Origin of the sequence: Haloarcula pellucida (assembly GCF_014647235.1) — an archaeon.
GTDB lineage: Archaea > Halobacteriota > Halobacteria > Halobacteriales > Haloarculaceae > Haloarcula > Haloarcula pellucida.
In genome coordinates this window covers 149,530-165,864 of sequence record NZ_BMOU01000001.1, presented here as the reverse complement: position 1 = coordinate 165,864, position 16,335 = coordinate 149,530, and the positions used below count along the sequence as shown (strand labels likewise).

Sequence of the window (16,335 nt, the reverse complement as noted above, 5' to 3'; positions counted from 1 at the left end):
CCCCATAAAAACGTCGGTGGTCGGCGGTGTTTGACACGGACAGAAGATATATGGTAGGCAATGACATACCATCGCACGACGTCCCCATGTCGCACCACGCATCTCCCGACGGTCAGTCGGACAGGGCGGACGATATTCGGTCGGAACCCGCACTCCCCGACGCAGTGCAGACCACCGAGACCTACGAGACCGACGAGGGGACAGTGTTTTACGACGCCCAGCAGCCGCTGGCGTGGATTCAGACGGACACGACGCTCGAACTGCAGGACGCGGCCTGACTGAGAAGTCCTTTTAGTGGTCGCGGTCCCAACTAGGGTCGTGCTAGACGGTCCCGACGAGACGGACCCCGACAGTAACCCCGGCGTCCTCTCAGAGAAGAGTCCCTTCGAACCGGACGAGTTCGACCCAGAGAGTCTGGGCCCGGACGTCCCGAAAGCGCCCAGTCCTCCCGACGGGAGCGCAAACAGCGAGGTAGCCGGCCTGTTCTGGAAACTCGTCCTCGTGTTCAACGTCGCGTTACTGGGGCTCTCGGTCGGCCCGATGCTCGTCTACTTCGAGGGCCGCGTGGACCTCGGCATTCGGGTGTTCCTCGTCGGCCTCCTCGCCTTTGCCTACGGGACCGCACGCTACGTCAAGTTCGAGCGAGAGCGGACGGCAGACGACGAGGCGGGAGAAGACGAGGTTCGGAGCGAAGACCGACCGGCCGACGACCCGGACGACGCCGACCACAACGGCTAACCACGCGCGCCGGCTACCGCCGATATGCGCACCGTTCGCGACGCGTCGGGGACCCACTACATCCTGCTGAAAGAGTCCAGCGACGCGAGCCTCGTCCGCGACCCGGAGACCGGTGCCGAGCGACACGTCCCCAACGAGGACCTCGAACCCGTCGAGGGGGAGTCACCGCTCGTGACCGCCGCAGACGCGGTGCCGGAAGCCGTTCGGACGGTCGTCTCGGCCGCTCACGACGACCAGTCGCTGGGCCTCCTCGTGGAACTCGACGCCCGCGGCCCCCTCTCGGTCCATCACCTGCTGGACAGCTACGACCTCTGTGAGAGCGACCTGCACGGCCTGCTCGGGGAGTTTCGCGCCGCGGGACTGCTCGAAGAGACCGAGATGATGGGCCAGCGAGGCTACGACGTGACCGAGACGGCCAGCGCGGCCGTCGAAGCGCTCACCGACCGCTAGGCCAGTTCCGCGACCGACTCCTCGATACGCTCGACCCGGTCGACGTGCGAGCGGTTCGAGGTGGCGTCCTTCTCGACCCGCACGAGGTCGTCGGCCGCCCCGACGAGTTCCTCGTCGTGGCTGACGACCAGAATCTGCTCGACGCCGACTTCGTCCCGCATGTACTCGACGAGGTCCAGCAGTTGGGTGACGTGACCCGCATCGAGGAAGACCGTGGGTTCGTCGAGGATGAGCGGGGGCATCGGGGCCGACCCCTCGATGCCCTCCGCGAGCAGTCGGTAGATGGCACAGCGCAGGCTGAGGTTGAACAGCGCGCGCTCACCGCCCGACAACTGCTCGGGTTCCAGCGGTTCGCCGTCCTTCTGGAACACCGTCAACTGGTACTCACCGTCGAGTTCGATGTGGGAGTACGAGTCGTTCTGGTAGATCAGCGAGAACGTCTGGTTGAGCATCCGTTCGAGCGTCTCGACGTTGCGCTGACGCAGTTCGGCCCGGAGCGTGCCGTACATCCCCTGTAGCTGTTCTGCCTCGTCGTAGAGGCCCGCCAGTTTCGAGAGGTCGTCGGCCAGTTCCTCGCGCCGCTCCCGGAGCGAGGCGAGTTCGTCGAGTTCGTTCTCGACGGCACCGATAGCGCTCTGGTACTCGTCTCGCTGCTCGCGCAACTCGTCGAGTTTCGCGTCGGCCTTCTCGATGTAGTTCTCGGCGCGCTGTTTCTCGTTCCGGGCCTCCGCGACGCGCGACTCGTTGACCTTCTCCGCCAGTTCCTGCTTGCGCTCGCGCTTCTCGGCGAGGCGGTCCCGGCGCTGGTCGTTCACCTCTGCCTGCTGGGACCGCTGCTGCCGTAGCTGTTCGATTTCGGTCTCGCACTCCTCGACGTCGTCCAGCAGGTCCGACACGCGCTCCAGTCGCTGGATGGCCTGTTTGACGGTCTGGTGTTCCTGATTGCACTCGCCGATGACCGACCGGCACTCGGCGGCCTGCCGTTCGGCTTCTTCGGCGGCCTCGCGCTTCGCGTCGGCCTCGGCTTCGAGTTCCGCGGCGGCCTCGCGGAGTTCCTCGACGCGCTCTTCGTCGGCTTCGAGACCCGATTCCTTCTCCTCGATGAGTTGCACCACGTTCGAGCGGTTGGCTTCGAGCGTCGACAGTCGGTCGGCGGCCTCGGCCAGCGACTCGGCGCGTTCGCGGTCGGCTTCGAGCGTCTCGACCGTCTCGCGGGCGTCCGCCAGCGTCGACTCCAGTTCTGCCACGCGCTCTCGGTCGTCCTCGATGGACTCGACGTGTGGCGAGTCTTCGACGTCCTGCCCGCACTCGGGACACTTGCCAGCGTCGAGCAGTTCCTCGGCCTCGGCCAGCGCCTCGCGTTCGCTCTGGAGCTTCGTCTCCAGTTCCGTCACGCGCTGGCGGGCCTCGTCGAGTTCCTCGGCGACGACGTCTCGGTGGCTCTCCGCCTCGTCACGGCCCACGTCGGCGTCGTCGAACCGCGCCTCCAACGTCGCGATGTCGTCGTCGATATCGTCGAGTTGCTCGCGCCGGTCGGCGACTGTCTCGCGGGCACTCGCGAGGTCGGCTTCGAGGTCGTCGGCCGCCTCGCGCTTCTCGTCGGCGCGGGACTGGAGGTCGTCGGCCTGCGATTCGAGCGAGTCGGCCTCGCCGCTGTGCTTCTGGGCCTCGACTCGCTGTTCCTCGATGCGCGAGCGGAGGTCGTCCGCCCGGTCTTCTAACTCGCCGAGACGCGACTCGACGGCGTCGGGGTCGGCTTCGTCGACCTCCGTCGACGCGAGCGTCTCCGAGAGGTCCGATTCGAGCGACTCGCGTTCCTCCTTCAGGTCCGCGATGCGCTGTTTGAGGCGCTCGCGTTCGGTCTCGGTCTCGGTGATCTCGGCCTCCAAGTCCCCGATGTCGGCGGTCAGTTCCGAAAGCGTCTCGCGGCGGTCCTCGTACTCGTCGAGGACTGACTGGGCCTGCTCCAGCGTCCCCGCGGCCGTCTCTCGCTGGTCCTCGATGCGCTCGATTTCGTCTTGGGTCTCCGAGAGGTCAGATTCGAGCGCGTTCAACCGCTCGTGGAGGTTTCGGTCCTCCTTGGACTCGATTTGCTCGTCGAGTTGCGAGAGTCGGCTCTGTTTGTCGTCACGCACCCGCTTGACGCCGACGCGGGCGTCGCTTGCCCGCTCGCGGTACTCCTCCAGTTTGCCCAGTTGCAGGAGGTCGTCCAGCATGTCCTGCCGGTCGCCGGGCGAGGCGTTGATGAGTTTGTTCACCTCGCCCTGCCGGACGTAGGCGCAGTTGACGAACGCCTCGCTGTCCATCCGCAGGAGTTCGGTGACGCGGCGGCGGACGGCCCGCGCGCCCTCGAACGTGTCGTCGGGCGTCTCCAGCACGCACTTCGCCGTCGTCGCTCGCTCGCCCGTGTTCCGCACGCGGCGGGTGAGGTGGTAGTCGCCGCCGGCGTGGGAGAACCACAGTTCGACGGTGCAGTCGTCGGCCCCGATGGTGACCACCTCCTCTAAGTTCTCGTCGATGGCCTTCGAGCCATAGAGCGCGAAGAAACACGCCTCCAACAGCGAGGACTTCCCGCTCCCGTTGAGGCCGTGGATGACGGTGACGCCGGGGTCCAGCGTGAGGGCGGCGTCGTCGTAGCACTTGAAGTTCTCCAGACGGACGCGCTGGAACCGCATCAGTAGTCCCCCCTCACAGGAACTCCTCCACGTTGGATTGGCCACCATCGTCGTCCGGCGGTGCGTCCTCGCTGCCGGATTCGGGCGTCGAGTCCGCGGCGTCCGTCTCGCCACCGTCGGGTTCGGCCGCCGCCGCTTCGGGCGCGTCGTCGGCGCCGACTGCCTCGTCGGGACTGCCCGTCAGCGAGTCCGGGTCCTCCGCTACCAGTTCGCGAACGCGGCTCTCGACGGCGTCGGCGACGTTGGCGTCGGCCACTTTCGAGGCCCGGACCGTCTCGTCGATGTCGCGAGCGGCGCCGCTCAGACCTAGTTCCCGGACGCGTTCGGTGACTGCCTCGTCGGGGTCGGCGAAACTCACACTCGTCTCGCGTTCGTCGGCCGCGAGTTCCCGGTGATCGGTGACCCGCGCGACGAGTGCGCCCTCGTCCAGTGCGAACTCCTCGACGCTTGCCGGGGCGATGGGGTCGCCGTCGCCGTCGATACTGACGATGACGACGGCGTCGTCGAGGTCGTGTTGGCCGACGCGACTCCGGACCCGTTCGACGCCCTCCTCGGGCCCCAGTTCCACGTCGACGAAGACGAACTCGCGGGTGTCGAGGCCGCGCCGGGTGATGCGCGTCTCGCCGTCGAAGGTGACGATGTTGTACCCGCGGTCCTCGCGTTCGCTGGCGCTCGCACGCTCGGTCGACCCGCAGTAGGTGACCCACGCGCCCTCGACCTCCCGTTTGCCGGGCTTGTGGTTGTCCCCCAGTAGCAGGGCGTCGAAGTCGACCGAAGATTCGGCGAGTACTTCGGCGGCGTCCCAGTCGCCGTAGTCGAACGGCTGGAACAGGCCGTGGGTCACGAGCGCCGCGTGGTCGGCGTCGTGGGGTTCGAAGTCGTATTCCAGCGCGTCACGCTTCGAGCGCGGCACGAAGTCGAGGCCGTAGAAGGCCGTATCGCCGACGGCGGTCGGCTCGCCGTCCAGCCGCGTCGCAAGCCCCAGCGACGCATAGAGGTCGAGCCACTGCGCGTCTCGCTTCGCCTCGTGGTTGCCCACGACGGCGAGGAACGGGATGTCGGCCTCGGCGAGGTCCTCTAGTACGTCGAGCGTCCCCATGATGTCCGAAAGCGTCGGCCGCCGGTCGTGGAACAGGTCCCCCGCGTGGACGACGGCCGCCACGTCGTCCTCGATGGCGTCGTGGACGACGCGGCGGAAGGCGTCGAGGAAGTCCTGCCGGCGCTCGGGCACGTGGTACTGCTGGTACCCGATGTGTGTGTCGCCGGTGTGTATCACCCGTGTCATCTGTCAGGTCGTATGCCAGCGCCTCCTAAAGAGGTGTCGCGACCGCGGTGAAAGTGGTCACCGACGCGTGAGTGAGGAGCGGTCGGGAGTGTCACTCACCGCGACTGTCACCGTCTGCGGCCGCCCGGAACCGCTCGAAGGCCGCGAGCGCCGTACGCCCCTCCTCGGCGAGCCCACTCACCTCGTGTTCGGCCCGTTCGACGGCGCGTTCGAGCGTGTCGACGCCGACCGTCTCGACGAACGAGGCCGCCGCGTCGACGTCGTCGGTGGCCCGACTTGCTCGCTCGATGACCGTCCGATAGTCCGCTCGGCCCCACCGCTCTGGGGACGTCTCTGTCGGCAGTTCCGGGTCCGCAGACCCGTCGGTCATGCGAGATGCATCGCGAGCCTCACCGTCGGCGAGCGCTGCGAGCGCCGCCTTCACCTGATCGCTCTCGGTCACAGGGCGTCTGGCTTCGCCTTCGGTCAAAAAGGTTCGTCCCGCGAGGCTCCACACGAGAGTTCAAGTACGGTGCCGAGACCACGGCCGGCCATGACCGACGTGGAGACACTCGAAGAGCGGGTTCGGGCCGTCGAGCGTGCAGTCACCGACGGCGATCACGGGTTGCCGGCGGTCGAGGACCGCGCGGAACTAGACGCCCGACTGACGGCGGTCGAGGACCGAGTCGACCGACTGGACGAACGCACTGCGGACCTCGAAGCGGCCACGCAGGCACTCCGGGGATACGTCGGCAACGTCCGGTCGGTCAACGAGGACGTCGAACAGCGTGCCGACACCGCACTGGCCGCGACGGACCGCCTCGAACGCCGTCTCGACGACGCGCTGGACGACCGCCAGCCGTCGTCGCCGGCCACAGAGCAACAGCGAACGGCGACGGATGCTCTCTCTCGCGGGCGGCGGCAGGCGCCCGAGGCGACACCGAACGAGGGAGACAGCGAGCGGCCCCATCCGGCGACCGAGGGCCCGACGACTCCCGTCGCAAACGGGGACGAGACCGACCAGTCGGCGACGCCGGACAGCGGCGTCCTCGAACGGATACGGGCCCTCCTGTGATACTCCGGGTGGTCCTCGGTGCGGCGCTCACCGCGGCGTTGCTCGCGGTGACGGCGCCCGCACTCTCGACGGCACAGGCCGACGCCGCCGACGCCACCGTCGAGCGGCAACTGTCGGCCCTCTCGGAGCGACTGGAGACGATGGTCGCCACCGACGACGCCACGCTTGGCCGAGGTGCGCGCCGAGTCACAGCGATTCGGCTTCCGGAACGAACCCAGACGAGTGCCGGCGTCAGTTCGCTCCGGTTCCACAGTCGCGAGGGCGTAGGGGTCGCCAGCTGGCGGGTCGGCGACGCGAGCGGCCACAGCGAACGCCTCGTCGGCGTGCCGATACGCCCCGCCGGCGGCTCACTCAAGCTCCGCGAATCCGGGGTTCACCGTCTCGCGTTCGGGTTACGGGTTCGAGACGGTCAGACGGTCGTGACGGTTCGGCGGCTGGCTGGCACCGCCGACAGGTCGGGGAGGGACGGATAGATGCGTCGATGGTTCACGGACGACGCCACAGACGACGAGGCCTGTCGATGTCACCCGTCGTTCGACGGCGAGACGCTCAGGGTCGCAGCCGACGAGTGTCCCGAGCGCGGGCGACTGGGCGGCTCGCCGGACTGTCGAGCGACGGTAATCGACGCGCTGGGAGGGACAGACGTCGACGCCGTCGTCACGCGAAGCGACGGGCGAGAGCGAGCCTACCTCGACGGCGCGGCCGCGCTGCTCGTCGCGGCGGGGCGTTTCGCCACGCGGGTCGCACCGCTCGACCAGCGACTGGCCGACCGCGCGCGTCGTGAGCCACTGGCGGCCGCGACGGAGGCCACCGGCCGTGCGGGGCAGGTCGCCGACGTCGCCGCGGCGACTGGGTTCGCGCTGGCCGCCGAGCGAGCGAACGCCGACGCCGCGCTCGAACCGTACGTCGGTCCGGCAGTCAGCGACGCCCGTATCGCCACGAGTCCGCCAGACGACGCGACGCTTCGGGACCGTCGGACCGTCGAGACCGACGCGGTCGTCCGGCGGTACGACACGCCGGCGTCCTCGCTCGACTGCTACCACGTGCGCCCCCGAGAACACGAGTTCGACGCGGCGACGACGGCCACCCTCGCGTCGGCCGTCGAGCGACTGGCGACCGCACCGCTCGACGACCAGCCGACACCGTATCAGGCCGCATCGGCGGTTACCGACGACGGCACCACAGCGGCCGCACTCGGGGCCGTCCTCCGGAAACACACGCGGGGGCTGGGCGTCCTCGAAGACCTGTTTGCCGACCCCCGTGTCTCCGACGTGTTCGCGACGGCACCGGTCGGCGAGACGCGGCTGCGCGTCCGCGTCGACGGCGAGACGATGCGGACGAACGTTCGACTAACCGCTGAGGGCGCACGAACGCTCGCGTCTACGTTCCGCCGTGCGAGCGGACGGGCCTTCTCGCGGGCGAGTCCGACGCTCGACGCGACGACTACTGTCGCGGACCGACAGGTCCGGGTCGCTGGCGTCATGGAACCGATGAGCGACGGCCTCGCCTTTGCCTTTCGGGCCCACGACGAGACACGCTGGCGGCTGGCCGACCTCGTCGCAAACGGGACCGTCTCACCGCGAGTCGCCGGGTTGCTCTCGGTCGCGGTAGAGCGCGGTGCCGCCTGTCTCGTCGCCGGCCCCCGCGGCGCCGGGAAGACCACCACACTGGGCTCGCTTCTCTGGGAACTCCCGCGGTCGGTCCGAACCGTCGTCATCGAGGACACGCCGGAACTCCCCGTCACGGACCTGCAGTCCGACGGCCGGGACGTCCAGCCGTTGCGAACCGCGAGCGGCGACGGGCCGTCGGTCGACGCGAGAGAGGCATTACGGACCGCGCTTCGACTCGGAGAAGGCGCCCTCGTCGTCGGCGAGGTCCGCGGCGAGGAGGCCAGCGTTCTCTACGAGGCGATGCGGGTCGGCGACGGCGACAGCGCAGTGCTGGGCACGATACACGGCTCGGGCGGGGAGAGCGTGCGCGAACGGCTCGTCTCGGACCTCGGCGTCCCGGAGAGCGCGTTCGCGGCGACGGACCTCCTCGTGACGCTCGCCCCACCGACGGCCGAGGCCGGCCGTGGCGTAGCCGCCGTCGAGGAGGTGCGAGACCACGGCGAGGGCGTGGGGTTCGCGTCGCTGTTCGAACGCGACGGCGAGCGTGCGACAGCCACCGGTCGGCTCGGTCGGGGGAACAGTCACCTGCTCGAATCCCTGTCGCACGCCGGCGAGTCCTACGCGAGCGTGCTCGACACGGTCGAGACGCGAAGCGCTAGCTTCACAGAGCAGGCCAGTCAGTCGCCGAGGACGGAACCCGGGACGACCGAGCGATGACCGAGCGACTGGACTCGGGCGAACTCGCCGAACGGCTGACCGACGCCATCAGCGTCCCGGAGCGCTACCGGAGGGCGACCCACGTACTGGGTGTCGGGTATCGCCCGGAGCGGCTACTCGCCGCGAGCTACGCCGTCGCCGTCGCCTGTTGGCTCCTCGGTCTCACGCTCCTCACGGTCGAGTCCGGGACGCCCGCCGTCGTCGGTGGCACCGCGTGCCTCCTCGTCGCAGTCGGGACGGGGCTGGCCGGTCGCTACGGTATCCCGCTGGCCGCACAGGCCCGGCGGATACGCGCACTGGGGGCCGCCCCGTCGCTCGTCGTGACGCTGAGTCTGGGGATGACACTGTGGCCGAGTTCCGAACGAGCGACGGCGTTCGCGGCGGCGGCCGCCGACGGCCTCCTGGCCGACCGACTCGACGCACACAGGCGACAGGCGAGCGGCACACCACGAGACGGCCTCCGGCGGTTCGCCGAGCGGTGGAGCGACGAATTTCCCGCACTGGAAGCGGCGATACACCACGTCCAGCGAGCGGCCGTCGCACCGCCCGGCGAGCGGGCGGCCGTACTCGCGACCGCACGGCGGCGGATTCTCGACGGGACCCGCGACGAGATGGCGACGTTCGCCGCCGACCTGCGCGCTCCCGCGACCGGACTGTACGCCTTTGGCGTCTTGCTCCCGCTTGCGATGGTGTCTCTCCTGCCAGCAGCGGCCGCCGCGGGCGTCCCGGTGACCGCGCCGCTACTCGTCGTCGCCTACGGGATGGTCCTCCCGGCGGCCCTCGTCGTCGCGAGTGCGTGGCTCCTCGCGCAGCGACCGATCGCGTTCCCGCCGGCAGTGGTACCGCGGAGTCACCCCGACGTGCCGTCGACGCCGGTCCCGGCCCTCACCGCTGGCATGGTGGCCGCCGTCACCGGCTGGCTTGTCGGGGCCCTCGTCGTACCCGGATGGGGGCCGCCAATCGCGGCGCTCGGGGCCGGGACCGGCGCAGCGCTGGTGGTCCACTATCGCCCGGTTCGCGAGGTCCGGGACCACGTCACCGACATCGAGGACGGGCTGCCAGACGCGCTGACGGCTATCGGGCGGCGCGTCGACCGCGGGAAGTCGGTCGAGGCGGCACTAGAGGAGGCGGTCGACGTGACGCCGGCGCCGTTCTGTAACCGTCTCGGCGCGACGCTCCACCGCCAGCGGACGCTCGGCGTCGGCATCGAAGCGGCGTTCTGTGGCGAGTACGGCGCGCTCAGAACAGTCCCGAGTCCGCGTCTCCGGCGCGCGGCGGTGCTACTGGACGCTGCCGCCGATATCGGCCCGCCGGCCGGCGAGACCATCACGACGATGGGGGAGCATCTGGCGGACCTCTCGGCGGTCGAACGGGAGACGCGCCGTGACCTCGCACAGGTCACCGGGACGCTCTCGAACACCGCCGCGCTGTTCGGACCGCTCGTCGGCGGCGCCACCGTGGCGCTCGCGGGGACGATGCAGAGCGGCGGCCCCATCGAAGCCGTCTCGGCGGCCACGCTCGGCCCGGTGGTCGGTTGGTACTGTCTCGTCCTCGCAGCGGTGTTGACCGCGCTCTCGACGGGCCTGCACCGCGGGCTGGACCGAGCGCGCGTCGGGTACCGGGTGGGACTGGCGCTCTGTTCGGCGACGGCGACGTACCTCGCGGCCGTCGTGGCGACGGGACTGCTGGTCTGACGCCAGCGTTTAAATCGGAAGGCGGGGGCAGGCCATCCATGTTCGATACGCACGTCGACACGCTGTACGTCTGGGTGGCGCTCGGTACCGTGAGCGTCGCCGTCTTCGGCGTCGTCGTCTCGCTGCCCGCGTCGGCACCGCCGGACGCGACGGCCACCGCCGCGACGGTCGACGAGGTCGCGACCAGTCCAGCGGGGTCGGTCGCCACCCGCGAACTGGACGCTGTGGAGTGGTCCCTGTCGGATCGAGAAATCGGTCTGCGCTCCGATGGAGGCGTCGCTCACGCGACGGTCCTCGAACCGTTCGTCCCCGCGCTCGACGGGCGCCTCGCCGCCGTACTCGAGGGCGGACGGCCGAGTCGGTACTTCGGGTCGCCCACCGGTCTCCGACGGGCGGCCGAGCGAGCACGCACCGCCGACACCGGGTGGCGTCCGGCACCCGAGAGACTGACCGTCAGGCACGTCGCCTGGGGAGGAGTCGATGTCACGCTCGTCGGATAGGGGCGCGACGGAACCGCTCGCGGCCCTCGTGGCCGTCTTCGCCGTCTCGACCGGACTGGCGCTGTACGCCGGCGTCCTCGACGGCGCGCTGGTGTCCGCGACCGGCGACCGGAACGTCGCGGCGCCGACCGCCGATTCCGTGGAGCAGCGACTGAGTACCGCCGGTGTTGTCGCGCCCGACCGGGTGGCCGACGCTCTCGCTGTGATTCCGACTGGCTACGAGGGAAACGTGACGGTCCGTGCCGGACAGCGCTGGAGCGTGGGACCGTCGCCACCGGTGGACACGGCACGGGCCCGACGGACGGTCAGCGTCCGAGTCGCCCCGGCAGCGGTCCGGCGTGGGACACTACGGGTGAGCGTGTGGTGACGGGTCGTGCCACCAGTACCGTCGTCGACGTGACGGTGTTCCTGTTGCTGGTCGGCGCCGCCGCGACGGCCGTCGTCGGCGCCGTCACCGTGGACCCGCCGGAGGCGGCGAACCCAGCCGCCGACTCGGCCGAACTGCTCGCGACGAGTACCGCGAGTGTCGAGTACGCGCTCGATTCGCCGGGTCGGCCGCCCGAGTGGACGGCCAACGCCACCGCCCGCCACCGGCGGACGGCCCACGGGACTATCGCCGAACTGCTCGCAGAATCGGCGATGAGCGGCGTCACCGTACACGGCGAGCGACTGTCGACGGCGGGCAGGGGGTTCGAACGAGCGGTCGCGAACACGACGCGGGAGCGACTGTCAGAATCGGGTCGGCAGACCTCGGTTCGCGTTCGCTGGGAACCGTACCCCGGCGCGCCGGTCCGTGCGACGACCCGAGTCGGTGAACAGCCGCCTCCCTCGGCCGACGTGCGGACGGCGACGGTCAGCGTCGCGAGTCCGATGGCGAACGCGACCAGCCGAGCGCGACGGGGGGCGCACGAGGCCGGTTACCTCGGCGTCGCGGTCGTGGTCGCGTCGACTGTCGTCGAGGGGCTTTTTCCCCCGTCACAAGCCCGCTTGGCCCTCCGCGGGGATTATCCCGGCGACCGGCTGATGGCGGCGCGATACCGGCAGATGGCACGCCTCACCGACGCGGACGGCTTGCCACTCGACTCGGAGTCGGCGGCGGACCTGAACGCTCGACTGACGGTGCATCTCGCCGGCGATTTGGCGGCCGATATGCGACAGCGCTTCGACACGCCGGCCGCCGCGGCCCGGGCAGTACACACCGAGCGCGTCCGCGTCACAGTCAGGACGTGGTCGGCGTGATTGACGACACGCGCGGCCGGGTGCCGTTCGCGCTGCTGGGCGTCCTGTTGCTGGTGAGTAGCCTGACGCTCGCACCGACGCTTCGGCCGGCGCCCGCACCGCGCGATACGGCCGTCGAGCGCACGCTCGACCGCGCGACGGCGGAGACACAGACGGCGATGCGCGACGCCGTGTCGAGGGCCGGACAGCGGGCGTCGACGGATCCGGTGCTCGAACCGGCGAACACCTCCGTCGGGCGAGCCCTGAACGACTCTCGGCCGTTCCGGGACGCCCTCCGCCTGCGGATCTATCTGCAGGTCCGTGACCGTCTCCGCCGCGTCGGGGCGACGAGCGAAGGCGTCGAGGCGACGGCGAGCGTGCCGGCAGTCGAGACGACCGCGGAGTACCGGGAGGCGATAGAACGCGTCTCCATCGCACGGGCCGGCCCGAACGGCACCGCGCTCAGAGCGACCGTCGAGAACGTGACGCTGACGGTTCGGCGCGGCGACCGAGTGGTCACCCGTCGTACCGTCTCGCCGACCGTCGTCGTCGCGACGCCAGTCCTCACACTCCACGAGCAGGTCCAGACCTACGAGCGGCGCGTGAACAACGGGTTGGACAAGCCGGGGCTGAGCCAGCGGTTGACGGCCAGACTCTACCCCATCGTGTGGGCACGTGGCTACGCCCAGTACGGCGGCGTGCCGATAGAGAACGTTCTCGCGAACAGACACGTCAGTCTCGCGACCAACGGCGCGCTACTGGGCGTTCAGCGGTCGACGTTCGGGCGCAGCGACCCGGACGGCCGACGGTCGCTCACGGAGGCGACGGCGATGGTCGGCGTCGAGGACGTCATCACGGGCAGCAACAACACCGCCCTCGCACAGGAAGTCCTCAAGCGGACGGCGTATCGCCCCGCGAGCGAGGACATCAGTACGGGCGGGGCCTCCGGCGACCATCCGCGTGCGAACGAGACGATGCGTATCGGGGTCAACGAGACGGCCGACGACGCCTTCCACTCGGTCGCAGCACCCGAAGCGCTCGGGCGGACGACGGCCACAGCGTACACCGTCGACGTGCGACTGGTCACGGACAGTCGGCGGGTGAGCGGCGGTCGACCGCCGCGACCACCCTCGCCGGGTGAGAACTGGACGCTCGTCCGCGAACAGACGACCGACAGCACCGACGCGGTCGGCGCGGTCGACCCGCGGCCGAGCGTGCCGGACGGGTGGCACGAACTCGATAGCTTCGGCCGGACCGTGGAGGTGGAGTACACGCGGGTGGCCCTCTGGGAGAACGGAAGCGAGCGGCGGTCGACGGCGTCGAGTCGGACCGAGCGCCGTCGGGTGACCGTCACACTCGTCGGGCGTCACGAGAGCGACTCCGGCGCGCCGGACGAGCGAATCCGGACGGCCCACGACCGCGAGGGAAGCCCGGTGGGTGGGCCGAATCTGGCCGACGTCGAACCGCGGGCCGAGCGGGGACTGGTCGGCCGTGCTGGCGGTCGGGATGCGGTCGCGGAACGCGCCGCGGAGGGTCGTCTTCGGACGCCGACTGTGAGTGTAACGGGGAAGCGACCGGACTCGCTCAGACCGTGGGTGTACCGCGACCTCAGACGGTTGCGAGAGCGCGTCCGGGCGACGAACGTGACCGTCGAGCGCGGGGCCGTCGGCACGTTCGAGACGAACCCGGCTCGCGAACTCCGACGGAAACTCGCCGACCGGCGGGCGGCCCTCGTCGACGCGCCCGACACCTACGACAGCGCCGCACAGAAGGCCCGCGTCGCGGCCCGTATCGCCTACCTCGACGCGGTGGACGACCGACTCGCTGTCCGGGCACAGCGGCGCGGTTCGGCCCGGGAAGGCGTCGACAGACAGTTACGGAACCGGACCGGGGGATCGCTCGTCGACCTCCGGAAGAGCCTGACCGCCCGCGACACACAGATACCGCGCTCGCGCCCGGTGCCGACCGGCCCGGCCGGTCCGCTTCGGACGCGGGTCGACGCGCGGCCACAGTATCTCACGCTGGCCTCGGTGTCGGAGGAGTCCCACCCCGCAATCGAGGGCAGCGAACACCCGCTCGTCGCCCGGAACGTCAACGTGTTCACCGCCCCCTACGGCGACGCGGCCGCCGTGGTGACCGACAGTGCAATGGCGTCGGGGGACAGAACGCGTCTCGCGACGGCGGCGACGACGCTGGCCGCGGCGAACGCGACGGCCAACAGAACGTCGAACGCGACGCTCGACAGCCACCGGCGCCGATTACGGTATCGTGTCGAACAGGCAAACAGTCACGTCGCCGCCGAACTCGCGGGGACAGTCAGCGAGGAGACCGACGCCGACAGCGCGGCGAGTCGGACGATCGTCGAGGCTGCGCTTCGGCGCTGGGACACGCCCGCCGCGCGTGGGCAGGCACTGGCAGACGGGTCGGCAGCGAGGCGCATCGCCACAGTCGCCGCCGACCGACGGGGCCTCTCGGCAGTCGAACGCGACTGGCTCTGGATGCGACTGCGGAGCACCACCGACGACGCCCTCGCTCGACCGATAGCCCGACCGAAGACGCCCGTCGTCAACCAGACGGCCTCGACGGTTCGAACCGTGGCGCGCGACCAGTTGCGCCAGCGAATCGAAAGCGCCGGGCGGCGCCGGGCAGAGCAGCTGGCAAAACGCCGTCTCGGGACGAAGACGCTGCCGGCGGGTCTCCCGCTTGTGCCGCCGTGGCAGTGGGTCGCGACGACGAACATCTGGTGGGTGACCGTCGAGGGCGAGTACGCCCGCTTTGCGGTGACCGCGAGCCACGGCCCGCCGACGACACCGGGGGCAACGACGACGTACGCTCGCGACGGCGAGCGGGTCTATCTCGACGTGGACGAAGACGGGGACGCGGAACTGCTCGGGCAGAGTACGCGGCTCTCCTTTCGAGCGCATACGGGCGTCGTAATCGTCGTCCCGCCACGGCCGCGCGGTGTCGGGGACAAGGACGGCGTCGCCGTCGAGGAATCGGCGGGGTGGCCCACCGCCGGGGCGTCCGGAGAGTGACAGCGACTAATACCCCCCGTGCGTACCGGTGTCCATGCTCAGAGCGGAGTTCCCCGACGCAGGAACGCAGTCACCCGAGTCGCTGTTGGCCGCCTACGAGTCGGTCCTGGCCGAGACGGTCGAGACAGTCGGCGTCGACGCCGTCGTCGAGGCGACCGGCCTCGACCGAGAGACGGTCGAAGCGGTGGCGGCCGGCGAGGCGGCCGACCTCACGCTCTCGGACGCGGCGGCCGTCCTCGCGACGGACCCGGATCGGCCCGACGCCGACGCGATTCAGGCGGAGGCACAGGACATCCTCCTGATGGGGATGACGACGGCCGTGATGGACGTCGAGGCGCTGGCTTCGGGCATCGGCGACGAGATGGAGCCAAAGGAGATACAGCAGAAAATAGAGGGGCGCTATCCGATGACGATGGCCGAGTACGCCGTCCTCCACAGCTACATCGAGAGTCAGCAGCGATGACCGCACGCGTCGCGATACTCGGGTGTGGCTACGTCGGCCTCGAACTCGGGCGACAGCTACGGGCCGACCACGACGTCGTGGGCGTCCGTCGCTCCGATCCGGGCGTGGCGGCCATCGAAGACGCGGGATTCGAGGCCGTACAGGCCGACGTTACCGACGCCGACGCGCTCTCGGCCGTCCCGGACGTCGACTGGGTCGTGTTCGCGGCCAGTTCCGGCGGCCGCGGAGCCGAGGCGGCCCGCGAGGTGTACGTCGACGGTCTTCGGACGGCCATCGACCACTTCTGGGACCGCGGCGACGCGCCGGAGCGGTTGGTTTACACGTCGAGCACCGGCGTCTACGGCGACCACGACGGCGGCTGGGTGGACGAGACGACGACGTTGGACCCGCAGACGGAGAAGACGAGAGTGCTGGCCGAAGCCGAGCACATCGCCCGCGAGCGGCCGGTCGAGTACGGCGGCCACGGCACCGTCGCTCGCTTTGCCGGCCTCTATGGCCCGGACCGTTATCGGCTCGAACGGTATCTAGAGGGCCCGGTAACGGCGGGCTACCTCAACATGGTCCACCGCGACGACGCGGCGGGGGCCGTTCGGTTCCTGCTTGAGGAGGACCACCGCGAGGACGTCGTCCTCGTCGTCGACGACGAACCAGTCGAGAAGTGGGCGTTCGCTGATTGGCTGGCCGAACAGTGCGACGTCCCGTTCCCGCCAAAACAGACCAAGGCCGAGCGATTGGCGGACTCCGACCTCTCGTCGACGGCGACGCGACGCATCCAGACGAGCAAGCGGTGTTCGAACGACCTGCTTCGGTCGCTGGGGTACGAGTTCGTGTATCCGACGTTTCGGGAGGGGTATCGGGACGCTATACGGGAGTTTACGGCACCTTAATCGCGGGGG

At 70.0% G+C, this 16,335-nt stretch carries 16 protein-coding genes; 13 read left to right on the top strand and 3 right to left on the bottom strand.

The genetic code is table 11. The features are described 5' to 3' along the window. Positions 1-86 precede the first annotated feature (86 nt). Genes IEY28_RS00915 through IEY28_RS00905 form a run of 3 tightly spaced genes read left to right on the top strand, consistent with a single transcriptional unit; the run spans position 87 to position 1,188 of the window. Positions 87-278 carry a DUF7331 family protein gene (locus IEY28_RS00915; RefSeq protein ID WP_166968677.1) on the top strand — a complete coding sequence of 64 codons (192 nt, stop codon included), beginning with the start codon at positions 87-89 and terminating at the stop codon, positions 276-278. 40 nt (positions 279-318) lie between these two features. Continuing rightward, positions 319-738 (top strand): DUF7322 domain-containing protein, encoded by a 420-nt coding sequence (locus tag IEY28_RS00910; protein ID WP_188993687.1) that lies wholly within the window; start codon positions 319-321, stop codon positions 736-738. Between the two features lie 24 nt (positions 739-762). Next, positions 763-1,188: a DUF7346 family protein gene (locus tag IEY28_RS00905; protein ID WP_188993685.1), complete on the top strand. Its 426-nt coding sequence runs from the start codon at positions 763-765 to the stop codon at positions 1,186-1,188. Here the strand turns inward: IEY28_RS00905 and rad50 are convergent. From rad50 to IEY28_RS00890, 3 genes are all read right to left on the bottom strand, one after another. Next, positions 1,185-3,863 carry a DNA double-strand break repair ATPase Rad50 gene (gene rad50 / locus IEY28_RS00900; protein WP_188993683.1) on the bottom strand — a complete coding sequence of 893 codons (2,679 nt, stop codon included), beginning with the start codon at positions 3,861-3,863 and terminating at the stop codon, positions 1,185-1,187. The genes IEY28_RS00905 and rad50 overlap by 4 nt on opposite strands. A gap of 13 nt (positions 3,864-3,876) precedes the next feature. After that, positions 3,877-5,148 (bottom strand): DNA double-strand break repair protein Mre11, encoded by a 1,272-nt coding sequence (mre11, locus tag IEY28_RS00895; RefSeq protein ID WP_188993681.1) that lies wholly within the window; start codon positions 5,146-5,148, stop codon positions 3,877-3,879. Between the two features lie 91 nt (positions 5,149-5,239). Beyond that, complete coding sequence (locus tag IEY28_RS00890) at positions 5,240-5,590, bottom strand: DUF7966 family protein (protein ID WP_188993679.1); 351 nt, start codon at positions 5,588-5,590, stop codon at positions 5,240-5,242. A 90-nt stretch (positions 5,591-5,680) separates the two neighbouring features. Here IEY28_RS00890 and IEY28_RS00885 point away from each other — a divergent pair, with 90 nt between their 5' ends. The 10 genes from IEY28_RS00885 to IEY28_RS00840 are packed head-to-tail and all read left to right on the top strand — an operon-like array spanning position 5,681 to position 16,326. Further along, entirely contained in the window at positions 5,681-6,202 is a 522-nt protein-coding gene (locus tag IEY28_RS00885; RefSeq protein ID WP_188993677.1) for a DUF7310 family coiled-coil domain-containing protein, read from the top strand. Then, positions 6,199-6,675 carry a DUF7311 family protein gene (locus IEY28_RS00880; RefSeq protein WP_188993676.1) on the top strand — a complete coding sequence of 159 codons (477 nt, stop codon included), beginning with the start codon at positions 6,199-6,201 and terminating at the stop codon, positions 6,673-6,675. The genes IEY28_RS00885 and IEY28_RS00880 overlap by 4 nt, the downstream gene beginning before the upstream one ends. Beyond that, positions 6,676-8,529: an ATPase, T2SS/T4P/T4SS family gene (locus IEY28_RS00875; RefSeq protein WP_188993674.1), complete on the top strand. Its 1,854-nt coding sequence runs from the start codon at positions 6,676-6,678 to the stop codon at positions 8,527-8,529. Further along, positions 8,526-10,223: a type II secretion system protein gene (locus IEY28_RS00870; protein ID WP_188993672.1), complete on the top strand. Its 1,698-nt coding sequence runs from the start codon at positions 8,526-8,528 to the stop codon at positions 10,221-10,223. The genes IEY28_RS00875 and IEY28_RS00870 overlap by 4 nt, the downstream gene beginning before the upstream one ends. A 38-nt stretch (positions 10,224-10,261) precedes the next feature. Then, positions 10,262-10,723, top strand: a complete 462-nt coding sequence (locus tag IEY28_RS00865; protein WP_188993670.1) for a DUF7283 family protein — start codon at positions 10,262-10,264, stop codon at positions 10,721-10,723. Continuing rightward, entirely contained in the window at positions 10,704-11,090 is a 387-nt protein-coding gene (locus IEY28_RS00860) for a DUF7285 family protein (RefSeq protein ID WP_188993668.1), read from the top strand. The genes IEY28_RS00865 and IEY28_RS00860 overlap by 20 nt, the downstream gene beginning before the upstream one ends. Next, positions 11,087-11,962 carry a DUF7284 family protein gene (locus IEY28_RS00855; protein ID WP_338071838.1) on the top strand — a complete coding sequence of 292 codons (876 nt, stop codon included), beginning with the start codon at positions 11,087-11,089 and terminating at the stop codon, positions 11,960-11,962. Before IEY28_RS00860 ends, IEY28_RS00855 begins: the two co-directional genes overlap by 4 nt. Continuing rightward, positions 11,959-14,976 carry a DUF7286 family protein gene (locus tag IEY28_RS00850; protein ID WP_229783059.1) on the top strand — a complete coding sequence of 1,006 codons (3,018 nt, stop codon included), beginning with the start codon at positions 11,959-11,961 and terminating at the stop codon, positions 14,974-14,976. Before IEY28_RS00855 ends, IEY28_RS00850 begins: the two co-directional genes overlap by 4 nt. Positions 14,977-15,010: 34 nt before the next feature. Further along, positions 15,011-15,439: a DUF5791 family protein gene (locus IEY28_RS00845; RefSeq protein WP_188993662.1), complete on the top strand. Its 429-nt coding sequence runs from the start codon at positions 15,011-15,013 to the stop codon at positions 15,437-15,439. Next, the gene (locus IEY28_RS00840; RefSeq protein ID WP_188993660.1) at positions 15,436-16,326 is read left to right on the top strand and encodes an SDR family oxidoreductase; all 891 of its coding nucleotides are present in this window, start codon (positions 15,436-15,438) and stop codon (positions 16,324-16,326) included. The genes IEY28_RS00845 and IEY28_RS00840 overlap by 4 nt, the downstream gene beginning before the upstream one ends. The last annotated feature ends 9 nt before the right edge of the window (positions 16,327-16,335 follow it).

Excerpts from the sequence above, each read along its gene's own strand:
- IEY28_RS00860 (WP_188993668.1), top strand. The coding sequence starts at position 10,704 with ATGTCACGCTCGTCGGATAGGGGCGCGACGGAACCGCTCGCGGCCCTC.
- IEY28_RS00915 (WP_166968677.1), top strand. The coding sequence starts at position 87 with ATGTCGCACCACGCATCTCCCGACGGTCAGTCGGACAGGGCGGACGAT.
- IEY28_RS00865 (WP_188993670.1), top strand. The coding sequence starts at position 10,262 with ATGTTCGATACGCACGTCGACACGCTGTACGTCTGGGTGGCGCTCGGT.
- rad50 (WP_188993683.1), bottom strand. The coding sequence starts at position 3,863 with ATGCGGTTCCAGCGCGTCCGTCTGGAGAACTTCAAGTGCTACGACGAC.
- IEY28_RS00875 (WP_188993674.1), top strand. The coding sequence starts at position 6,676 with ATGCGTCGATGGTTCACGGACGACGCCACAGACGACGAGGCCTGTCGA.
- IEY28_RS00870 (WP_188993672.1), top strand. The coding sequence starts at position 8,526 with ATGACCGAGCGACTGGACTCGGGCGAACTCGCCGAACGGCTGACCGAC.
- mre11 (WP_188993681.1), bottom strand. The coding sequence starts at position 5,148 with ATGACACGGGTGATACACACCGGCGACACACACATCGGGTACCAGCAG.
- IEY28_RS00885 (WP_188993677.1), top strand. The coding sequence starts at position 5,681 with ATGACCGACGTGGAGACACTCGAAGAGCGGGTTCGGGCCGTCGAGCGT.
- IEY28_RS00840 (WP_188993660.1), top strand. The coding sequence starts at position 15,436 with ATGACCGCACGCGTCGCGATACTCGGGTGTGGCTACGTCGGCCTCGAA.
- IEY28_RS00905 (WP_188993685.1), top strand. The coding sequence starts at position 763 with ATGCGCACCGTTCGCGACGCGTCGGGGACCCACTACATCCTGCTGAAA.
- IEY28_RS00845 (WP_188993662.1), top strand. The coding sequence starts at position 15,011 with ATGCTCAGAGCGGAGTTCCCCGACGCAGGAACGCAGTCACCCGAGTCG.